Annotated in this window: 20 protein-coding genes and 2 pseudogenes; 7 read left to right on the forward strand and 15 right to left on the reverse strand. The window is 52.7% G+C overall.

From position 1 onward, the window contains the following. Positions 1-102: 102 nt before the first annotated feature. The 4 genes from ABLV52_RS13545 to ABLV52_RS13560 all read right to left on the reverse strand — a co-directional run bounded on the left by ABLV52_RS13545 (position 103) and on the right by ABLV52_RS13560 (position 3,707). A complete protein-coding gene (locus tag ABLV52_RS13545) occupies positions 103-1,224 on the reverse strand; it encodes a cupin domain-containing protein (protein ID WP_004206634.1) in 1,122 nt (373 codons plus the stop codon). 85 nt (positions 1,225-1,309) lie between these two features. Beyond that, positions 1,310-2,776: a two-component system sensor histidine kinase PhoQ gene (phoQ, locus tag ABLV52_RS13550; RefSeq protein ID WP_004206635.1), complete on the reverse strand. Its 1,467-nt coding sequence runs from the start codon at positions 2,774-2,776 to the stop codon at positions 1,310-1,312. Continuing rightward, the gene (gene phoP, locus ABLV52_RS13555) at positions 2,776-3,447 is read right to left on the reverse strand and encodes a two-component system response regulator PhoP (protein ID WP_004206636.1); all 672 of its coding nucleotides are present in this window, start codon (positions 3,445-3,447) and stop codon (positions 2,776-2,778) included. Before phoP ends, phoQ begins: the two co-directional genes overlap by 1 nt. Before the next feature lie 41 nt (positions 3,448-3,488). After that, positions 3,489-3,707 (reverse strand): hypothetical protein, encoded by a 219-nt coding sequence (locus tag ABLV52_RS13560; RefSeq protein WP_131729221.1) that lies wholly within the window; start codon positions 3,705-3,707, stop codon positions 3,489-3,491. Between the two features lie 21 nt (positions 3,708-3,728). Here ABLV52_RS13560 and ABLV52_RS13565 point away from each other — a divergent pair, with 21 nt between their 5' ends. Together ABLV52_RS13565 and ABLV52_RS13570 are read left to right on the forward strand one after the other, a co-directional pair. Continuing rightward, positions 3,729-4,535 (forward strand): AraC family transcriptional regulator, encoded by an 807-nt coding sequence (locus tag ABLV52_RS13565; RefSeq protein WP_348890503.1) that lies wholly within the window; start codon positions 3,729-3,731, stop codon positions 4,533-4,535. Positions 4,536-4,618: 83 nt separating this feature from the next. Next, positions 4,619-4,981, forward strand: coding sequence for a cupin domain-containing protein (locus ABLV52_RS13570; protein WP_348890504.1), 363 nt, complete (start codon positions 4,619-4,621; stop codon positions 4,979-4,981). 54 nt (positions 4,982-5,035) lie between these two features. Here ABLV52_RS13570 and purB read toward each other — a convergent pair whose 3' ends face one another. The 5 genes from purB to rluE are packed head-to-tail and all read right to left on the reverse strand — an operon-like array spanning position 5,036 to position 9,394. Further along, positions 5,036-6,406 carry an adenylosuccinate lyase gene (purB, locus tag ABLV52_RS13575; RefSeq protein ID WP_004176557.1) on the reverse strand — a complete coding sequence of 457 codons (1,371 nt, stop codon included), beginning with the start codon at positions 6,404-6,406 and terminating at the stop codon, positions 5,036-5,038. 3 nt (positions 6,407-6,409) lie between these two features. Beyond that, entirely contained in the window at positions 6,410-7,051 is a 642-nt protein-coding gene (hflD, locus tag ABLV52_RS13580; RefSeq protein WP_004140557.1) for a high frequency lysogenization protein HflD, read from the reverse strand. A 54-nt stretch (positions 7,052-7,105) separates the two neighbouring features. Next, on the reverse strand, positions 7,106-8,212 hold the full coding sequence (mnmA, locus tag ABLV52_RS13585; RefSeq protein ID WP_012542211.1) for a tRNA 2-thiouridine(34) synthase MnmA: 1,107 nt from the start codon (positions 8,210-8,212) through the stop codon (positions 7,106-7,108). A gap of 56 nt (positions 8,213-8,268) precedes the next feature. Then, on the reverse strand, positions 8,269-8,727 hold the full coding sequence (locus ABLV52_RS13590) for an NUDIX hydrolase (protein ID WP_004150802.1): 459 nt from the start codon (positions 8,725-8,727) through the stop codon (positions 8,269-8,271). 16 nt (positions 8,728-8,743) lie between these two features. Then, positions 8,744-9,394, reverse strand: coding sequence for a 23S rRNA pseudouridine(2457) synthase RluE (gene rluE / locus ABLV52_RS13595; protein ID WP_032452457.1), 651 nt, complete (start codon positions 9,392-9,394; stop codon positions 8,744-8,746). Positions 9,395-9,634: 240 nt separating this feature from the next. Here rluE and icd point away from each other — a divergent pair, with 240 nt between their 5' ends. After that, the gene (gene icd / locus ABLV52_RS13600; RefSeq protein WP_023289166.1) at positions 9,635-10,885 is read left to right on the forward strand and encodes an NADP-dependent isocitrate dehydrogenase; all 1,251 of its coding nucleotides are present in this window, start codon (positions 9,635-9,637) and stop codon (positions 10,883-10,885) included. 112 nt (positions 10,886-10,997) lie between these two features. Here the strand turns inward: icd and ABLV52_RS13605 are convergent. Next, positions 10,998-11,708: pseudogene (locus ABLV52_RS13605) on the reverse strand (tyrosine-type recombinase/integrase); the annotation flags it as partial. Positions 11,709-12,007: 299 nt separating this feature from the next. Here ABLV52_RS13605 and ABLV52_RS13610 point away from each other — a divergent pair. From ABLV52_RS13610 to ABLV52_RS13620, 3 genes are all read left to right on the forward strand, one after another. Continuing rightward, positions 12,008-12,427: a translesion error-prone DNA polymerase V autoproteolytic subunit gene (locus ABLV52_RS13610; RefSeq protein WP_023289199.1), complete on the forward strand. Its 420-nt coding sequence runs from the start codon at positions 12,008-12,010 to the stop codon at positions 12,425-12,427. A gap of 1 nt (position 12,428) precedes the next feature. Next, complete coding sequence (locus ABLV52_RS13615) at positions 12,429-13,694, forward strand: Y-family DNA polymerase (protein WP_348890505.1); 1,266 nt, start codon at positions 12,429-12,431, stop codon at positions 13,692-13,694. A 507-nt stretch (positions 13,695-14,201) separates the two neighbouring features. Continuing rightward, the gene (locus tag ABLV52_RS13620) at positions 14,202-16,481 is read left to right on the forward strand and encodes a hypothetical protein (RefSeq protein WP_348890506.1); all 2,280 of its coding nucleotides are present in this window, start codon (positions 14,202-14,204) and stop codon (positions 16,479-16,481) included. 279 nt (positions 16,482-16,760) lie between these two features. On the opposite strand, the gene ABLV52_RS13625 is transcribed toward ABLV52_RS13620, so the two are convergent. Further along, positions 16,761-17,345 (reverse strand): hypothetical protein, encoded by a 585-nt coding sequence (locus ABLV52_RS13625; protein WP_109547518.1) that lies wholly within the window; start codon positions 17,343-17,345, stop codon positions 16,761-16,763. Positions 17,346-17,521: 176 nt separating this feature from the next. Here ABLV52_RS13625 and ABLV52_RS13630 point away from each other — a divergent pair. Then, a pseudogene (locus ABLV52_RS13630) lies at positions 17,522-17,689 on the forward strand (isocitrate/isopropylmalate family dehydrogenase); the annotation flags it as partial. Between the two features lie 270 nt (positions 17,690-17,959). Here the strand turns inward: ABLV52_RS13630 and ABLV52_RS13635 are convergent. From ABLV52_RS13635 to ABLV52_RS13650, 4 genes are all read right to left on the reverse strand, one after another. Further along, the gene (locus ABLV52_RS13635) at positions 17,960-18,673 is read right to left on the reverse strand and encodes a winged helix-turn-helix domain-containing protein (protein ID WP_048334727.1); all 714 of its coding nucleotides are present in this window, start codon (positions 18,671-18,673) and stop codon (positions 17,960-17,962) included. After that, positions 18,670-19,062 (reverse strand): amino acid-binding protein, encoded by a 393-nt coding sequence (locus tag ABLV52_RS13640; RefSeq protein ID WP_017899009.1) that lies wholly within the window; start codon positions 19,060-19,062, stop codon positions 18,670-18,672. Before ABLV52_RS13640 ends, ABLV52_RS13635 begins: the two co-directional genes overlap by 4 nt. After that, positions 19,055-19,378, reverse strand: a complete 324-nt coding sequence (locus tag ABLV52_RS13645) for an antibiotic biosynthesis monooxygenase (RefSeq protein WP_241504917.1) — start codon at positions 19,376-19,378, stop codon at positions 19,055-19,057. Before ABLV52_RS13645 ends, ABLV52_RS13640 begins: the two co-directional genes overlap by 8 nt. A gap of 136 nt (positions 19,379-19,514) precedes the next feature. Then, positions 19,515-19,988 (reverse strand): OsmC family protein, encoded by a 474-nt coding sequence (locus tag ABLV52_RS13650; protein WP_130952511.1) that lies wholly within the window; start codon positions 19,986-19,988, stop codon positions 19,515-19,517. Between the last annotated feature and the right edge of the window lie 67 nt (positions 19,989-20,055).

Raw genomic sequence — 20,055 nt, forward strand, 5'->3', positions numbered from 1 at the left:
TTCGTGCCGGATGGCGGCTGCGCCTTATCCGGCCTACGGTCCAACCGGTGACCGCGGAACCCGTAGGCCCGGCAAGCGCAGCGCCGCCGGGCAGGATGGCACTCAGTCGCCAAAGAACCAGTAGCCGCTGTTGACCAGCGCCGCCAGCATGGCGAGGAAAGAGGGATCTTCCAGCGCATCGCCAAAATGGTCGGCGCGCAGCGTCAGGTGGGTGGCTAAGGCGTCCAGCGCCGGGCGGTGCGGAGAGTTGATCTTCTCGCCATTGACGAACACCTCGCCGTCAATGCGCAGCACCCGCAGGCCGCCCAAGCGTTCCAGGGTATCGCCCTGCTGCAGGGCATCGTAAATTTCATCGGGCTGATACGGCGGCTCCGGCGGCGCGACGTCGAGCTCATGACGCGACTGAGTGATAAACTCGCCGAACCACTGCTTAAAGTGCTCCGGTTGGTTAATCAGCCCCAGCATCATCTCGCGCAGGCGGTCGAGTTCGGCCGGTAAAATATCCGCCGGATGGTCGCGGGAAGGCACGTCCGGATCGGCGTAGCGCTGGCTGCCCAGTTCGCGCTGGAGAACGTAGTCGGCAAAGCCGCTGAACAGCTCGCGGGCATTCGGCGCGCGATAGCCGACCGAATAGTTCAGCGAATTTTCCAGCGAATATCCCTCATGCGGGAATCCTGGCGGAATATAGAGAATATCGCCCGGCTCCATCTCTTCATCGATGATCGCCTCGAAGGGGTCAACCTGCAGCAGGTCCGGATGCGGGCAGTGCTGTTTCATCGGCACTTTTTCCCCGACGCGCCAGCGCCGACGGCCAGTGCCCTGGATGATAAACACATCATACTGATCCAGATGCGGGCCGACGCCGCCGCCCGGTACAGAGAAGGAGATCATCAGGTCGTCGATACGCCAGTCCGGCAGAGCGCGGAACGGGTGCATCAGCGCCGCCGACGGCTCATGCCAGTGGTTGACCGCCTGTACCAGCAGGGACCAGTTGTTTTCGCTCAGGTGATCGTAGCTTTCGAAGGGACCGTGACTGACCTGCCATTTTCCATCCTGATGGCTGACAAGGCGGCTATCGACCTCGCTCTCCATGGCCAGTCCAGCCAGTTCGTCCGGGCTCAGCGGGTCGATAAAATTGGCGAAGCCGCGCTTCAGTACCACCGGCCGTTTTTGCCAGTAGCGTTCGATAAAGTCGGGCCAGTTAAGCGTTAATTGATAATCCATATTGATATTCCACTGCAGGTGTCTGACAGGGATTATAACGGATGCGGCGCCCCGGCGATGCAGGCGCCGTGAAAAAACTCAACGATTAACTCTCTTTATCTTCCATCAGCTGGCGGCCAAACACCACCTCCATGCAGGCGCCGCCGAGCAGGCTCTCGCCGGCGATGATCTCCCCGTCATATTGTTCGACGATTTCCCGGGCGACGGAGAGCCCCACCCCCTGGCCGGGACGCAGAGTATCCGCCCGCTGACCGCGGTCGAAGACAGCGCGGCGCTGGCTCGGCGGGATCCCCGGCCCATCGTCTTCCACCAGAATGTGCAGATGACTGTCGGTGGTCTGGCGCACGGAAACCTCCACGAACTCCAGACAGTACTTACAGGCGTTATCGAGAACGTTACCCATCACTTCCATAAAATCGTTCTGCTCGCCGACAAAACTGATCTCCGGCGAGATGTCGAGCGAGATATTGACCCCCTTGCGCTGATAAACCTTATTGAGGGCGGAGGTCAGGCTGTCGAGCAGGGGGGCGATCGGGTGCAGCTCCCGGCTCAGCAAGGTGCCGCCGCTGCGCATGCTGGCGCGATGCAGATAGTAACCAATCTGCTGCGAAATACGGCTGATCTGCTCCAGCATCACCGGCTCCGCCTCGTCGACGCTGATCTTCTCGCCGCGGAGCGAGCGCAACGTGCTCTGCATCACCGCCAGCGGCGTTTTCAGGCTGTGGGTGAGATCGGTGAGGGTGGTGCGGTATTTGTCATAGCGTTCACGCTCGCTGCGAACCAGCCGGTTAAGGTTGCTGACCAGCCGGGTCAGCTCGCGGGTGGTGTTGGGATTGAGCTTCTCGCGGTGATGTTCCTCCAGCTCGCGCACCTCTTTGGCCAGCGACTCGATGGGGCGCAGGCTCCACCAGGCGGCGACCCACAGGAGGGGGATCACCAGCAACAGGTTGGCGGCCAGCACGTAGATAAACCAGCTCCACACCATATAGCTGCGCTTAAGCTCCACCGGGATGGTGTCGACCACCACGATACTGAGCTGGGGCATTTTGCTGGTGGCCGGGTAGAAGTTGATCGCCACCGAGTGGGTCATCTCCGAATCGTCGCCCTGTTCGCGGATGGCGTCCAGCTGTTCCTGAACCTCATGGTTATTGCGCAACAGCATACTGCTGCTGTCGACATCGGCTTCAATTTCATGGAAACCATTGCGTTTCAGCCAATCCGGTTGAATGCGTTTTGTCAGCCAGGGAACATCGCGCTGCGCCCACAGCAGTTTGCCCTTCTCATCGTAAATAAGGGTCACCGTCGGGCTTTCCATATTCAGATTTTCCGGGATATCGACGTCAATGGCGCCGTTCTCCCATTTGGCCAGCATATAAAAGAGATTGCTCTCGCCGCGCAGCAGACGGAAGGTGGTTTTATCGAAGCTGACGCTGTAGCCCACCAGCGCCACCATGCCATAAGCCAGGGAGAGCACCAGCACCACCCCGGCGGTCGCCAGCAGGAAGCGAACCCGTAACGACAGCGGGAAAATATGCCGTAACAGTCCCTTCATCAGCGCAGTTCGAACAGATAGCCCTGGCCGCGCACCGTAGTGATGACGTCCTGCGGGTATTCAGCCTGAATTTTCTTACGCAGCCGGCCCATCAGCACGTCGATGGTATGGCTTTCACGCAGTTCGGCATCCGGGTAAAGCTGGAGCATCAGCGAATCCTTACTGACCACTTTGCCGCGATTGCGGATCAGGGTTTCCATAATGGTGTACTCAAAAGCCGTCAGCTTGATCGGCTGGTCGTTCACCGACAGCTCGCGCCGGGAGAGGTCGACCTGGAACGGCGGCAGAGAGATCACCTGCGAGGCCAGGCCGCTATTGCGGCGCAGCAGCGCCTGCATGCGGGCGGCAACCTCTTCAATATGGAAAGGCTTGGTGACGTAATCATCCGCCCCGGCGCTCAGCACTTCGACTTTATCCTGCCAACCTTCGCGGGCGGTCAGCACCAGCACCGGCAGTGACACGTCGTGGCTGCGCCAGCGGCGGATCAACGATAATCCATCTTCGTCCGGCAGACCGAGATCGACGATGGCGATATCCGGGAGATGTTCGCCCAGATAGTAATCCGCTTCCTTGGCATCCTCTGCGGCATCGACCTGATGGCCCAGCTCCTGTAGCTGAACTTTGAGGTGGTGACGCAGCAGGGCATTATCCTCAACCACGAGTACGCGCATGGCTGTTCTCCCTAGCAATTTCGAAAGTAGTCTGACGCTTATTATATACGCAAAATATAAACAGCTGTTAAATAAAGCTTTTTATACAAACGGCGTGCAGCATCGCCGGGCAGGTCGGCGTTGGGCGGCGCCTTTTGCGCACGGGCATGGAACTCCTTCATTCTATGCGTATTTTCAGCAAACGCCCAGCGGCAGGGCGCGGGCAGCGGCGGGTTGGTGATGTTAATTTTTTGTGTAATAGTGCTGGAATTATCCCTCAATGACGCCGCAGGTTATCCATTATGTCTCAGCAGCAGAGCGCGGACTGGGTCAGGCTGGCGCAGGCGCCCAGTCGGACGGAGCGCATCGAAGCCTTCTTCGGCGGCCACGGCTATGAGCCGCACCGGCATGACACCTACGCCATCGGCCAGACGATCGCCGGCGTGCAGAGCTTTCACTATCGCGGCGGGCTACAGCACAGTCTGCCCGGCGGGACGATGGTCCTTCACCCGGACGAAATACACGATGGCGAGGCGGGCACCGAGGCGGGGTTTCACTACCGCATGGCCTATATCGAACCCGCGCTGATCCAGAAGATACTCGGCGGCAGGCCATTGCCGTTTATCCCCGGCGGCCTGTCGGCGGATCCACGGCTACGTCGCGCCGCGCAACCGTTGTTGAAAGCGGTCACGGCAACCTTCGAGCCGCTGGAGGAAGAGGACGCCCTGTACGACCTGGCGCAGACCCTGGCCGTGGTCGGTGGGCAGCGTTCCCGTCGCCAGGCGTTTGATTATCAGGCGGCGGAGAGGGCCCGGGAGTATATCCATGCCTGTTTTATGCAGGATATGACCCTCGACATCCTGTCGCAGGTCAGCGGCCGGGACCGCTGGAGCCTGAGCCGCGATTTCAGAACGCTGTATGGCACCAGTCCGTGGCGTTACGTCATGATGCGCCGGCTCGATTTTTGTCGCCAGCGGATGCGCGCCGGGGAGCGTCTGGTGGATATTGCCGCCGAGGCGGGCTTTGCCGACCAGAGCCACATGACGCGCCATTTTATCAGCCGCTTTGGCCTCTCTCCGGGGCGCTGGCTGCGGGCGATCCGCGGCTAAGGCGGCGCAGGTTGCACAATCGTTCAAGCGTGACCGCGGCGCGGCGAACTATGCTGACTGCCTTTATCACAAGGAGACAGCCTATGTATCAACTCGTTAATCTTGCTCATAAATTTTCCCTGTTCAGCGAACAATGGCAGCCCAAAGTGGTGGCCGAAATGAACGACTATCAGTTCAAGATCGTGCGCATCGCCGGCGACTTTATCTGGCACAGCCATCCGGAAACCGATGAGACGCTGATGGTGGTGGAGGGGGTATTGCGCGTGGACTTCTGCGACGGACATGTGCTGGTGAAGGCCGGGGAGATGATCGTCGTGCCGCGCGGGGTGGAACATAAGACCTCGGCGGAGATGGAAGCGAAGCTGCTGCTGATTGAACCGCGCGGGGTGCTGAATACCGGCCACGAGGGCGGCGAGCGGACGGCGGTGAACGACGTCTGGATCTGATCGCCTTCCGGCGATAAAACGCCCCTCTTTCCGGCGGAAAGAGGGGCAGGGCGATTACTTCAGCTCGTCAACCATGGTGGTTGCCCGACCGATATAGTTGGCCGGGGTCATCGCTTTGAGACGCACTTTTTCCTCTTCCGGCAGGGCGAGGCTGTCAATAAACTGCTTCATCCCTTCCGCGTCAACGCGTTTGCCGCGGGTCAGCTCTTTCAGCTTCTCGTACGGTTTTTCGATACCGTAACGACGCATCACGGTCTGGATCGGCTCAGCCAGTACTTCCCAGTTGTGATCCAGTTCGTCCAGCAGGCGATCCTGGTTCAGCTCCAGCTTGCTGATCCCTTTGAGGGTGGACTGATAGGCGATCAGCGCATAGCCGATGCCCACGCCGAGGTTACGCAGGACGGTGGAGTCGGTCAGGTCGCGCTGCCAGCGGGAAACCGGCAGTTTGCTGGCCAGGTGCTGCATGACCGCATTGGCCAGGCCGAGGTTGCCTTCGGAGTTTTCGAAGTCAATCGGGTTCACCTTGTGCGGCATGGTGGAGGAGCCGATTTCCCCGGCGATGGTCTTCTGTTTGAAGTGGTTGAGCGCGATGTAGCCCCACACGTCGCGATCGAAGTCGATCAGAATGGTGTTGAAGCGCGCGATGCAGTCAAACAGCTCAGCGATATAGTCATGCGGCTCGATCTGCGTGGTGTACGGGTTCCACTGAATGCCCAGCGAAGTGACAAACTCTTCGCTGAACTGATGCCAGTCGACTTCCGGGTAGGCGGCGATGTGGGCGTTGTAGTTACCCACCGCGCCGTTGATTTTACCGAGGATTTCCACCTGGTTCAGCTGACGGTACTGGCGCTCCATACGGTAGGCGACGTTCGCCATCTCTTTACCCATGGTGGACGGCGTCGCCGGCTGGCCGTGGGTACGGGAGAGCAGCGGTACATCGCGGTACTGGGTCGCCAGATCTTTTACCGCGTCAATCAGCTTGCGCCAGTAAGGCAGAACCACTTCGTCGCGGGCGGTTTTCAGCATCAGCGCGTGGGAGAGGTTATTGATATCTTCGGACGTACAGGCGAAGTGAATAAACTCCGACACGGCGTGCAGTTCAGCGACGTCAGCGACTTTCTCTTTCAGAAAGTACTCTACCGCTTTCACGTCGTGGTTAGTGGTGCGCTCGATGGTTTTGATGCGCTCGGCGTCTTCGACGCTGAAATCGGCGACGATTTTGTCAAGGAAACCGTTTGCGTCGGCAGCAAAAGCAGGAACTTCCTTGATCGCTGCGTGGGCGGCCAGTTTTTGCAGCCAACGTACTTCCACCTGAACGCGGAATTTCAGCAAACCGAATTCGCTGAAGATACCGCGCAGCGCGCTGACTTTATCGCCGTAGCGGCCGTCTACAGGGGAAACGGCGGTCAGTGAGGATAATTCCATAGATCACAACTCCGGGGTTAAATGAGCAAGAATTTGCTTTGCCTGGTTAACCAGACGATTACGGGAAAACATAAGCTGCAGACGTCCGCCGCCCACCTGATGCCAGAGCACCGCGGCGCGAATCCCGGCCAGCAGCGCTGAGCGAACTTTCGCCTGCACCTGCGGGCTTTGCAGCACGGCAGGGGAGCCGGTCACCTGAATACGCGGGCCCAGCGGGCTTATCACATCGACATAGATGCCCGCCATGGCGCTGAGCAGCGTTTCGGACTGCAGGTCAAAGTGCTCCAGCTGACGGTGCAGGCCGGCGATGCGGTTGCCGAGCGTGTCCATCGCCCCTTTACTGGCGGCGAGCTTGCGCTCCAGCACCATCAGGCTCAGGGTATAGCGGGTGAGTTCCGCATTGAGGCCCTGACGGCTGCTGGTATTGAGCACCCCGAGCAGCGTTTCAAGGCCGAGGCGAAGATTGGCTTCACTGCCACCGAACACCGCCAGCGTCGACTCGGGATCGAGGTCGATGATGCTGTTCAGCGACACATGCAGGGCATCGCTGTCGCAATGTCCCTGATGCGCCAGTTGCTGAACCAGTCGCGCCGCCTGGCAAACGCCAGCCAGCGCCAGGGTGATGTCATAGTAATTCTTCGCCACACATACTCCTTGTCAGCCGCCGGGGCGGTTCGTCCCGGCGGAAATAACGCGCGTTCAGGACTGCAGAGGCAGTCGTTGTTCAATAATTCCGCCGCCGAGGCACACTTCACCCAAATAGAACACGGCGGACTGGCCCGGGGTCACCGCCGCGACCGGCTCATCGAAGCGGACTTCGATACGGTCTTCATCCAGCGCGGTAACGGTGCAGGGGATATCGGTCTGGCGATAGCGGGTTTTCACCGTGCAGCGCAGGGTGCCCTGCAGCGGTTCACGGTCAACCCAGTGCAGCTGTTGGGCAATCAGGCCGACGGACATCAGGCGCGGGTGGTCATGGCCCTGGGCGACGATAAGAATATTATTCTCAACGTCTTTATCGACCACGTACCATGGGTCTTCGCTACCCTCTTTGGTGCCGCCGATACCCAGTCCTTTACGCTGGCCCAGAGTATGGTACATCAGCCCCTGATGGGTGCCGATCTCCTCGCCGTCGACGGTGAGGATTTTGCCCGGCTGCGCCGGCAGATAGCGGCCAAGGAAATCGCGGAATTTACGCTCGCCGATAAAGCAGATGCCGGTGGAATCTTTTTTCTTCGCGGTGATCAGATCCAGCTCTTCGGCGATCTTACGCACCTGCGGTTTTTCCAGCTCACCCACCGGGAACAGGCTCTGGGCAATCTGTTCGTGGCTGAGGGTATAAAGGAAGTAGCTCTGATCTTTGTTGCCGTCGAGACCGCGCAGCAGCTGGCTTTTACCGTCGACATCGGCGCGGCGCACATAGTGCCCGGTGGCGATGTAGTCGGCGCCGAGGTCTTCAGCGGCAAACTCGAGGAAGGCTTTAAATTTGATCTCTTTATTGCACAGAATATCCGGGTTTGGCGTGCGGCCGGCTTTGTACTCTTCCAGGAAGAGCTCAAAGACGTTATCCCAATATTCGGCGGCAAAGTTAACGGTGTGCAGTTCAATGCCCAGCTTATCGCAGACCGCTTGCGCATCGGCAAGGTCGGCGGCGGCGGTGCAGTATTCCTCGCCGTCGTCTTCCTCCCAGTTCTTCATGAACAGGCCTTCCACCTTATACCCTTGCTGCAGCAGCAGGTACGCGGAGACCGAGGAGTCGACGCCGCCGGACATGCCGACGATCACTTTTTTCTGGCTTTCTGACATGGAAATACTCGCTACATTGAACTTCGAGGCGGCGTATTCTAGCACGCGCTCACCGTTCATTCACCCCCTGTGAACGGCCAGTTAAATGCGCCAATTAGCGACAGCGGCTGGCGCGGGTCCTGCAGGTAGCAGCGAATGCTTTCGGCAACCAGCGGCGAGCGCAGGTTTGGCGCGTTAAGAATTTCCTCAGCACTGAGCCACAGGCAGCGATCGATATCGCTGTCGTGCGGTTCAGTGGCGCACAGATCGCTAAGTTCGATGGCGAACAGGAAGCGCAGAAACGGGGTGTTATCGGGGGCCAGCCACTGATGCATGCGGATGAAGTGCTGCGGCGTGGCGCGAATGCCGGTCTCTTCCCACAGTTCACGTTCGGCGGCCTGCAGCAGCGTTTCATTGGCCTCGAGATGGCCCGCCGGCTGGTTCCACAATGCTTTGCCGTTAATGGTCTCTTCGACGATGAGAAATTTATCCTGGGCGTGAACCACGCAGGCAACAGTGACATGAGGTTTAAACATCGCTTTTCCTTTTCGGTTATTCGGCTTTGCGCCAGTCGCCGTTGGCCAGCCCGTCGAGGGTGTAGCCGCCCATGGCGTAGCGGATCAGCCGCAGGGTAGGGAAGCCGACGTGGGCGGTCATCCGGCGCACCTGACGGTTGCGTCCCTCGTAGAGCGTGATCTTCAGCCAGCGGGTGGGGATCGATTTGCGCTCACGAATCGGCGGGTTGCGCGGCCACAGCCAGGCGGGCTCCTCCACAAGTTCTACGCCGGCAGGCAGGGTGGGGCCATCGTTGAGGGTGACGCCGTCGCGCAAAGCGGCCAGCGCCTCGGGGGTGGGTTCGCCTTCCACCTGGACGTAGTAGATCTTGCCGGTGCGTTTACCCGGCTGGGTCAGCTTCGCCTGCAGCGCGCCATCGTTGGTCAGCACCAGCAGCCCTTCGCTGTCGCGATCGAGTCGACCTGCGGCGTAGACGCCCGCCACGGGAATAAAATCTTTCAGCGTGCTGCGCCCGGCCTCGTCGGTAAATTGTGGCAACACATCATAGGGTTTATTGAACAAGATCACAGTTTTTGGCTGGCGTTCTTTGCGTTGTCTGGTGACTTGTTGTGTGCTGAATCGCTCAACGCGATGTTTTCTAAATGAAGTTTTCTGCATGGTATTTTCAGGCTCTATCAATTGCCGCATTATAGCCTAATTACGAATGCCTTTCATGGACGCAAACATTCAGGTAGTATTGACATGCTCATTACAAATTATTAACAAAAAATTGCTCAAACCGATTCGCAACACAGGCAGGAAGGCGACACGGACGCGATAGCTCCGGTTAGCGGGAAGACCCGGTACTCCGAAGCTGGCCGACTCAGCCAACACCAGGCTCGCGTGAAGAGGGAAGAGCAGAACCAGAAGCGCTCGAAGGAGAGGTTAATGGAAAGCAAAGTAGTAGTTCCGGCGGAAGGTCAAAAAATCACCCTGCAAAACGGCAAACTGAACGTCCCTCATAATCCGATTATCCCGTTCATTGAAGGTGACGGTATCGGCGTTGACGTTACCCCAGCGATGCTGAAAGTGGTTGATGCCGCCGTTGAGAAAGCCTATAAGGGCGAGCGTAAAATTTCCTGGATGGAAGTTTACACCGGTGAGAAATCGACCCACGTCTATGGCCAGGATGTCTGGCTGCCAGCTGAAACCCTCGATCTGATTCGTGACTACCGCGTTGCTATCAAAGGTCCTCTGACTACCCCAGTCGGCGGCGGCATTCGTTCCCTGAACGTGGCGCTGCGTCAGGAGCTGGATCTCTACGTTTGCCTGCGTCCGGTACGTTACTACCAGGGCACCCCGAGCCCGGTTAAGCACCCGGAACTGACCGACATGGTTATCTTCCGTGAAAACTCCGAAGATATCTATGCCGGCATCGAGTGGAAAGCCGACTCTGCTGAAGCAGACAAAGTGATCAAATTCCTGCGCGATGAGATGGGCGTGAAGAAAATTCGCTTCCCGGAACATTGCGGCATCGGCATCAAGCCGTGCTCTGAAGAAGGCACCAAACGCCTGGTTCGTGCAGCCATTGAGTATGCGATCACCAACGATCGTGACTCTGTGACCATCGTTCACAAAGGCAACATCATGAAGTTCACCGAAGGCGCGTTCAAAGACTGGGGCTACCAGCTGGCTCGCGAAGAGTTCGGCGGCGAGCTGATCGACGGCGGCCCGTGGGTGAAAATCAAGAACCCGAACACCGGCAAAGAGATCGTGGTAAAAGACGTGATCGCCGATGCCTTCCTGCAGCAGATCCTGCTGCGTCCGGCGGAATACGACGTTATCGCCTGTATGAACCTCAACGGCGACTACATCTCTGACGCGCTGGCGGCACAGGTTGGCGGTATCGGTATCGCCCCGGGCGCCAACATCGGCGACGAGTGCGCGCTGTTCGAAGCGACTCACGGTACTGCGCCGAAGTATGCAGGCCAGGACAAAGTGAACCCGGGCTCCATCATCCTGTCCGCAGAGATGATGCTCCGCCACATGCAGTGGTTCGAAGCCGCAGACCTGATCGTCAAAGGCATGGAAGGCGCTATCGCCGCCAAGACCGTGACCTATGACTTCGAACGTCTGATGGAAGGCGCTAAGCTGCTGAAATGTTCAGAGTTTGGCGACGCGATTATCGCGAACATGTAATCCCGTTGGTGGATTAAGTAAAAGCGGGAGCCGATGGGCTCCCGTTTTTTTTGGAGTGTGCGGAGGCTTCCCCAAAACTTCCCCAAAATTCTTCCCCAAAACTGATTGAAGATCATACTGCTTTTTTACCAACAACGATCCACTCTTTGCCGCGGTCATCATTGTATCTGTCAGTCATTTTCGTTGTTTTGTGGCCTAAGAGTTTCTGAGTGTCTATCCCTTGCTCACGATACAAGCGCTCGGAAAGAGATCTCTATTCATGGAAAGTCGGCGCTGTTCTCTCTTCCCAGGTAAGACCGCTTTTATCCCGTGCTTTCTTGAACGTTGAAGTAAGTGTTTTGGCTGACACTTGGTCACCACGACTAGCCTGTGAGGTGCTATGGCGAAAATGAACAAGATATTGACTCACCGCAGCATCTCTACATTTTGAAATAACATCACTCAGAGTAATATTTAACGCTTCATTTCTGAGAGAAAGGGGAATGGCTAAACGAGTTCCTGTTTTCTCCTGCTCAATATGCAGCATATCATCCCATACATCCGAAAACTTCATATTGCAAATATCCCCGAGGCGTTGCCCTGTTACAATGGCAAGCAACATTCCACATTGTAAATAAGGTTGTTGTTGTTCGGCGGATGTATAAATAGCCTCCCATTCCTCCAGAGATAGCCTTTGTCTGTTTATCTTATTTCGTGGCTGTTTCGTTGTCTGGGCAGGGTTGTATCCTGGCGGAACGTGACCAGCATGTTGAGCCTCTTTAAAAACATCTATTAGTACCATGCGTACAACTTGAACCATCCTGTTATGACCCTCTCTGCGCATCAGTGACAGTGTAAGCATCATCGTCACGATCTGGCGCCAGGAGTCCAGCGGTTGCCCGGCCCGGTCGGGAACGGTGGCCGCAGGCCCATTGACCAGCTTATCCAGGCGATCGGCGTTATCGAGCAACTGTTCGCAAAACCATCAAACAGCTAAGGCCTGAAAACACTTGAAGACTTACCTTGCTCATTACATCAATGCGTTACGTCAATGCTGTAAATTGATAGCCAGAACCTATATTGATATGTCGCTCTGTTAAAACTACTGTATATAAAAACAGTATTAATGTGAGCGAGTCTATTATGCAGTTCTACACGCCCCTTGAGTTACGTCAGATCATGCTGCTCCCGTTGTACAGCGACCTGGTGCAATGTGGTTTTCCTAGTCCAGCGCAGGATTACGTTGAGCAACGTATTGATCTGAACGAGTTGCTCGTGAACCACCCCAGTGCGACGTATTTTGTCAAAGCCGCGGGCGACAGCATGAAAGACGCCGGCATAGGGGAAGGGGATCTTCTGGTAGTGGATAGCTCAAGGACCGCAGTTCATGGTGATATCGTTATTGCTGCTGTGGATGGGGAATTCACCGTTAAGAAGCTGCAGCTGCATCCAAGGGTTCAGCTTAACCCAATGAACCCTGCATATTCGCCGATAGTAGTCGGTAGCGAGGATACTCTCGACGTGTTCGGGGTGGTTACGTACATCATTAAATCAGCTGGCTAAGATGTTTGCGCTTTGTGATGTGAATTCATTTTATGCATCGTGCGAGACTGTATTTCGTCCTGACCTGAAAGGGCGTCCGGTGGTCGTACTGTCAAACAACGACGGCTGTGTGATCGCCCGCTCGCCAGAGGCGAAGCCCTTCGTCAAAATGGGTGAGCCTTATTTCAAGCAAAAGGACATGTTTCGCCGGCACGGTATTATCGCGTTTAGCAGCAACTATGAGCTTTATGCCGATATGTCCAACCGAGTGATGACAACGCTGGAGGAACTCTCTCCACGCTGCGAAATTTACAGTATTGACGAGGCATTTTGCGATCTTACTGGTGTTCGTAACTGTCGCGATCTTACCGATTTTGGCAGGGAAATTCGCGAGACGGTTCTGCGCAGGACGCACCTCACGGTTGGCGTCGGCATTGCTCAGACTAAAACTCTGGCGAAGCTGGCCAATCACGCGGCGAAACAGTGGCATCGACAGACCGGAGGCGTGGTGGACCTGTCTAATCTGGAAAGGCAGAGGAAGTTGATGGCTTTGCTTCCGGTGGATGAGGTCTGGGGAGTCGGGCGCCGCATCAGTAAAAAACTGGAGGCCATGGGGATTAAAACTGTGCTGCAGCTGGCGGATACCGATATCCGTTTTATCCGGAAGCATTTTAATGTGGTTCTGGAGCGAACCGTGCGGGAGCTGCGTGGCGAACCATGCCTCGGGCTGGAGGAGTTCGCGCCAGTAAAGCAGGAGATTGTCTGTAGTCGCAGCTTTGGGCAGCGGATTTCCACCTACGAAGAGATGCGCCAGGCGATATGTTTATACGCATCCCGTGCCGCGGAGAAGCTCCGTGGCGAGCATCAGTATTGCCGGTTTATCTCCGCTTTTGTCAAAACCAGTCCCTTTGCGCTGAACGAGCCATACTACGGGAACAATGCATCAGTAAAGCTGCTTACACCGACCCAGGATAGCCGGGACATCATCACCGTGGCGACGAAATGTCTCGATGCAATCTGGCGAGACGGGCATCGCTACCAGAAAGCAGGCGTAATGCTGGGAGATTTCTACAGCCAGGGCGTAGCGCAGCTCAACCTCTTCGACGACAACGCACCACGAAAGAACAGCGAGAAACTGATGGAAGTTCTCGACCATCTCAACGCAAAGGATGGCAGGGGTACACTGTATTTTGCAGGGCAGGGGATCCAGACTGCCTGGCAGATGAAGCGGGAAATGCTTTCTCCACGCTATACCACTAGATACAGTGATTTGCTTCAGGTCATATGATCGTACGTACTTTAACCTTACTAATCAGTTCAAATGGTCATCCTACTGAAAGAGTCCGCTTATAGCTGTGAGTTCAACGGCTCATTACAATGCTATCCTATTCTTAATCAAGGGAGTCGCTGCCACCAAACGACGAACTCAGATTAACTACACGCCAGAATAGAAAGCGATTATGTGGGACAGATATAAGTAATGAAAGCAAATGTTATGTTTGTATAGACAATTCATGATCGATCAGATACAAATATAATTGATTTCGTAGTCTTCAGATGGAAGGCGCTAGCGTATATATGCTTTACCTTCAAACTCTATACATAGTTCTGTGTGTTCTTAAAGTACAGCAGGTAAAATTATATGTTTTTCGCTCTAATGAGATATAGGTGAGTAATAGTCTAAACAATTTAACTCCAAAATTGTAGTAAAGTTTTGACAAGCGGTAATAGATAAACTATATCCTTTGAGGATATTAAAAATAATCCATCAATAAATATTAATCAGGAGCAGGGTATGGTAGCTAAGTCGTTAACCACTGAGTTAGTATCACTGATAAATTATGTTGAGCTAAATAAGAATGGATGGTGGAAAAAGGCAACCTCACAGGTTATCCTTGGTTATTTATGGGAGTCTGAAGGCAGGGTGGATGAGAAAGAGTTAAAATCAAAAATAAAAAGCGATTTTAATGTTGATATACCTATAGAAAACATATCGGCACAAATAGAATACCTTCTTTCATCCTTGACAATAATAAAAAGAGATAATGGTTACTATCTTACGGAGGAAACCAGGAAAAAACTTAAAGATAAAATTGATGTCTCTAGCAAGGAAGAGAAGGATGCAGAAAATAGCTTTAGAGATATTGTCAAAAAAAACTTGGGTAAAGTAGATACTGAATCTTACTGGCAAAATTTTAAAAATGAATTAATTTCTTCTGTGAGACGAATAGGCGCGAATACTTACAGTCTATTACAGTCTGGACGTTTATTTAAAACTCATGATTGGCTAGAGGGGTTTCTAAGTAAATACTCGGATTCAGAGCATCCAGTCTTACTGAGAATAGTGGGTGAATTTTTTTCAAATAATAATGACTTAGCTAAAGGTTATATCCTGAAGTTATTAAATGCATACTTCTTTGTTGAAGCTTCGCAATTGAGCCAAAAAACAATTGAGTCACTGGATAATACTCGAAAAAGCAAGGATATTAAAATTGTTTTAGATACAAACTTTGTTTTTTCAATTCTAGGATTACACGAAAACCCTGCTGATGAATCAGCGACATCATTATTAAGTCTTGCTGAAAAAGTTGGGAATGTTAAGGTTCGCTACTATATTTTACCAACAACTCTAGAAGAAATAAGGAAAGTTGTTTCTTATCAGTTAGATAATCTGAAAAGACATCGATACTCACCTAGTTTAGCAAGAGCAGCAGTACAATCTGGGATGCGTTCAAGCATTGCCGCTAAATATTTTGCTGAAACTGCAAAAACAGAAACCGGTTTATCACCCGATGCCTATTTTTTGCCATTTACAGATGGTTTATTAAGGAATCTAGAAAGCAAGGGAATAAAAATATTAGAATGGCCAACTGTCCATTATCCTACAGATGAGAGAGTGGTTAAAGAACAATTAACGATATGGGAAAGGGAGGAAAAAAAGCCAGAAAACAAACGTAAAAGGTATGAGGCGATTGAGCACGATCTTATTTTTTGGTTTAGTATCCATGATCATCGTGATGGCAATGCTGACTCTGCTTTAGAGGAAAATTATTGGGGGGTTACTATTGATTGGTCAGTGATACAATTTGATCAATTAAAAAGAAAGAAAAAAGAAAGTAAGTTGCCTGTTGTTCTCCACCCTACGAATCTTGTACAACTTCTACAATTTTGGGTGCCAAGAGATGCTACACTAGAATCAGGTATAATGGAGGCTATAAAGCTGCCGCTGCTTTTCGGAGATTTTGATGTTAATGATGAAAAGGCAACTATTGAGCTAATTCAGGCTCTATCAACTTATAAAGACATTGAAGGTATAGACGGTGAAATATTGAGTTCTATGCTTGCTGACAAGGCATTGAAACAAAAAATAATAGATGCGGACTCTCATAATGACACTATTATTGAAATAATTGAATCTGAATTTGCAATGCTTGCTACAAGTTATAAAAATGAAATCACAAGAAGACAGTCTATACATGATAATGAGAAAACTGCTCTTCAAAAACAAATTGAAATCCTTTCAGAGAGAGTTTTGGAGAATGAAGATAAACCAACAAAAGAACAAAAATTGAAGCAAGGCGAGGATTTAACTAATCAAGAACAATTAGTAGTTGGGCATTTAACAGGTAATTCACACGAAAAAATTGAATTAGTACCTGACTCAAATATTCTAACTGCACTCCAGTCACGCATTGATCAATTAGAAAAAGAAAAGTCTGATGAGTTAAACCGCAGGAGCGAACGCAACAATAAAATAATATTTACTCTGCTCTTCATTTTTGCGCCAATATTAATTATTTTTGCTTGCTTTAGTTTTGGTTATAGCTATTTAACATCGACTTATAACCTAAAGCCAACTATGGGGTTTATTGTATTGTCGATTTTTTGTTATGTAGTGATTATTATTTCGACAGCACTTTCAAAATCATACATCGAAGTAAATTCTCACCTTAAAAAATGGTGGCTAGTTAAATTTATTTCTAATTTAGCCGCAAAAGTAATAATCCCTCTTGTCGTGGCGTTAGTTACCTTTAAAGATGAAATTATTCCACTTATTGAGTCTATTAATCCATAGTGTGGTTAAAGTTTCAAACCTTAATAGCGTGGTGCTTTTGACGTACTGTGGTTTCTGAGTTAAAGAAAGCGATGTTTCGATCAGATTCTTTAGTCACCATTTCTTTGAGGGGAAAATAGGCACGGGAAGGTTGTTATGGGCGGGGCTCACCCCCATTTATCCCATTGACTCCCAGCACAAAAGACGGGTATAAAAAAACCAGCCTTAAGAGGCTGGTTTCTCTAGGTTTTTTGGTCGAAACGAGAGGGTTTGAACCTCAGCGCTTTCATTATAGCGCTTCTACTTATTGTCGAGATTAATGTTCATTTTAAATAAGTTAGAGAATGCAAGCGCGGATTTTACATAGTTAATTGCATCAACTTGCGATGGTTCTAAACCATATGGGCCATGTACAACTTCATTCCTTAACTTTCTTAAACTATCTAACATCTCAGCTTGATGAGCGGTTATGTATTCAGCTCGGCGTAGCTCTGAAATTTTTCTGATCGGTGGTAACTTGGAGGGGTATCCACTTGACATAGCGGTACTGCCAACATTTTTGTTAACTATGAACTCATCAATTGAATTTTCAACAATTTTCCAAGCGTCTAAAATCGCTAACCTTGGGGGGAGTTCTAGCAACTTATTTTCAACCTCCTGCTGTTCAAAATCAACTCCCGACGGAGGTAGTTCAACTTCACTGACGGTAGCTATCTTTGCTGCCTCGCGACTAAAGTTGGCGTCAACAAAATCTCCAACTTTAATAGAACTCAAAGAGCTAGCTAGTGCAACGATAGTTTTTCGATATCTGATCGCAATGAAAAGGAGAATACCCGGCCACGTGCAGTGTTCAATCAATTTACTGAAAAACGTTAACCAATCCATAGAAAACTCTTAAATAGGTATTTTCATTGAGGGATAGAACAGGATATTCCTTCCCCAAAACGAAAAGCAACTATAGTAGTTTCAATAAGTTACCACATGGCATTTTTTGTATGCAACTTATTCTTTGATGCTTCTATTTGCATTTAAATTCAGCATGTTAGCCAATTTTCAAACATGTATTGCTGCGCCATATGCAGTGGTTCGAAGCCGCAGACCTGATCGTCAAAGGCATGGAAGGCGCTATCGCCGCCAAGACCGTGACCTATGACTTCGAACGTCTGATGGAAGGCGCTAAACTGCTGAAATGTTCAGAGTTTGGCGACGCGATCATCGCGAACATGTAATCCCGTTGGTGGATTAAGTAAAAGCGGGAGCCGATGAGCTCCCGTTTTTTTAGCGCATGCAGGCCGTTATTTTACCGGGCGCTCGCTGCGCGGTGCCATCGCCGATTTCCCGCAACACAATGTCCATCAAAGCCATGCACCTCGTGACAGGGATAGCTCATGCCGCGAGATCGCGAGTGGGAATGGATTGAACGGCAGGGGCCTTACTGATGGCCCGACCGGCTTAAACCGGCGCTGTTCGGCGAAAATATGATGTAGCCTAAACTCAGGCTATCCGTTCACCTTCAGATTAAACAGCCGGGACAGCGCCGCTCTGCCGCTATCCGTCACTTGCACTTCCCGATATCCCGGCGCGCGGGTTATCCATCCTTTTTGCTCAAACAGCGCCAACAGCGCCGATCCGGCGTCGCCTCCCAGATGAAAACGTCTTTCGCTCCAGTCAAGACAGGGGCAGCAAGGCTTACGTCGCGGTCGAGCGTTAAGTACTGCGCCCAGGCTTTCAAGCTGGGTTTTACCGGCTGACGTCAGGGACTGCCCATCGGCCGTCAGCCATTTTTCCCGCAGCATAAACTCATAAATATTCACCGCCAGTTCGCCCGCCAGATGGTCGTAGCAGGTGCGGGCGTAGCGAAGCGTAACCGGCGTGCTGGTAGCCAGCGCCTTATGCGCCTGCATTGAGACGCCCATCAGGTTTTCCAGCAGCCCGGCGATATGCGGGCCCGCCAGGCGGTAATAGCGGTGGCGCCCCTGCGCGAGACACACCACCAGCCCGTTGCTGAGCAGTCGGGCAAGATGTCCGCTGGTGGTGGAGGCGGAGACCTCGGCGACCGTGCTGAGCTCGGTCGCCGTCCATGCGCGCCCGTCCATCAGCGCGCAGAGAATACTCACCCTTGACGGGTCAGAGAGGGCTGAGGCCACCATCGCCATCGCGGTTTCCAGCGCCGCCTCTGGCTCACTGTCTTGCTGCGTTTTCAGGAGATTCATTCAGAAAGTATGGCCCATTTTTTGGTCACTTCCGCTGCCCGGGTGTCATCATCGGTAAGGAGAATGAGCCGGTTACGGTGGTCGCTGTACTGTACCAGAATATTAATACCGTTGCGGGCCAGGGTGTCTGCAATATCCCCCAGCTCCCCGGGTCGTTCCTGGGGTAACTTGCGTATCAGAGGGCGGCATACATCGCTGACCGTAAATCCGGCCTCGGTCAGCACCCTGCGGGCTGTCTCACCGTCTTCTACCAGAAAATGCGCATGTCCGGCATCAGGCGTGGTGAATACCCCACCACCTTCGAGACCCACACCGTTGTTGCCCAGCGCTATACCCATTGCGCCAAGCGAGCCCGGCGTGTTGCTGAGAATGACGTGAATATCATACATCTGGCTGTGCTCCCCGAGCCGATGAGTAATCCCGGAACACGCGGGCAACGCGTATTCTGTAATATGAAAAAATCGATGCTTTGCCTTCGCGCTGGGCAGCCAGATGCCGCTCATTTTGCTGCCAGTTGGCCACCGATGCTTCATCTTCCCACCAGGATAACGAAAGGATTTTGCCGGGTGAATTCAGGCTCTGAAAACGCTCGATGGCGATAAACCCCGGCGTGTCTGAAAGCAAAGGCGTCAGCCCGGCCGCCAGCTGAAGATATCTTTCCTGTGCTTCCGGTAAGGCGTCGGCCTCAAAAAGTACCGCAATCATAAGTCTGCTCCGTGGTGAATTTCCCTACAGTCTAATTACGGCCAGAGCAGGATGCTTCGGTGTGCAGCGAAGTGTGGCTGAGGTTGGATACCCCAGCCACATTTCCTGAGCGCCGGATGACCGCGCCAGAAACGAGTTACTCTTCGTTAAAGATAATAAATTCAGGCTGATAGCTGACCGGGAAATTGACCGAGCGGGCGATAAAACAGACGTGATGGATCTGCTGATGAATGGCCGCGGCGGCGTCGAGATCGGTACCTGGTAATACGGTGATTTTCGGCCTGAGGGTAGCAGAAATAAAGCGACCCGCGCCCCCTTTTAATACTTCGCCCGTTGCCACCGGCGAGTCCTGATATTCCATGACCGTAATGCCGGCATCTGAGGCCAGATGTAAGTACCACAGCATGTGACAGGCAGAGAGAGAAGAGAGCAGGAGATCTTCCGGGTTCATTTTGCCGGGATCGCCGCCCAGTAATGGATCATTTGAACAATGAATAGGTTCTTTTCCCTTTACCGCGATATCCCAGGTTCGGGCATAAGCCTTGTAACCCGAGGTACCCGTGCCCTGATTGCCGGTCCATGTGATATGACTGGTATAAGCATGTTCCATTGGTTTGCCTTTCTCTAGAGAGGGATGAATTTCTTCACTGCGGTATCGTCCAGGTGCATTGCCTGAA

The sequence above is a fragment of the Klebsiella sp. GB_Kp056 genome, from assembly GCF_040064755.1.
Taxonomy (GTDB): Bacteria; Pseudomonadota; Gammaproteobacteria; order Enterobacterales; family Enterobacteriaceae; genus Klebsiella; species Klebsiella quasipneumoniae.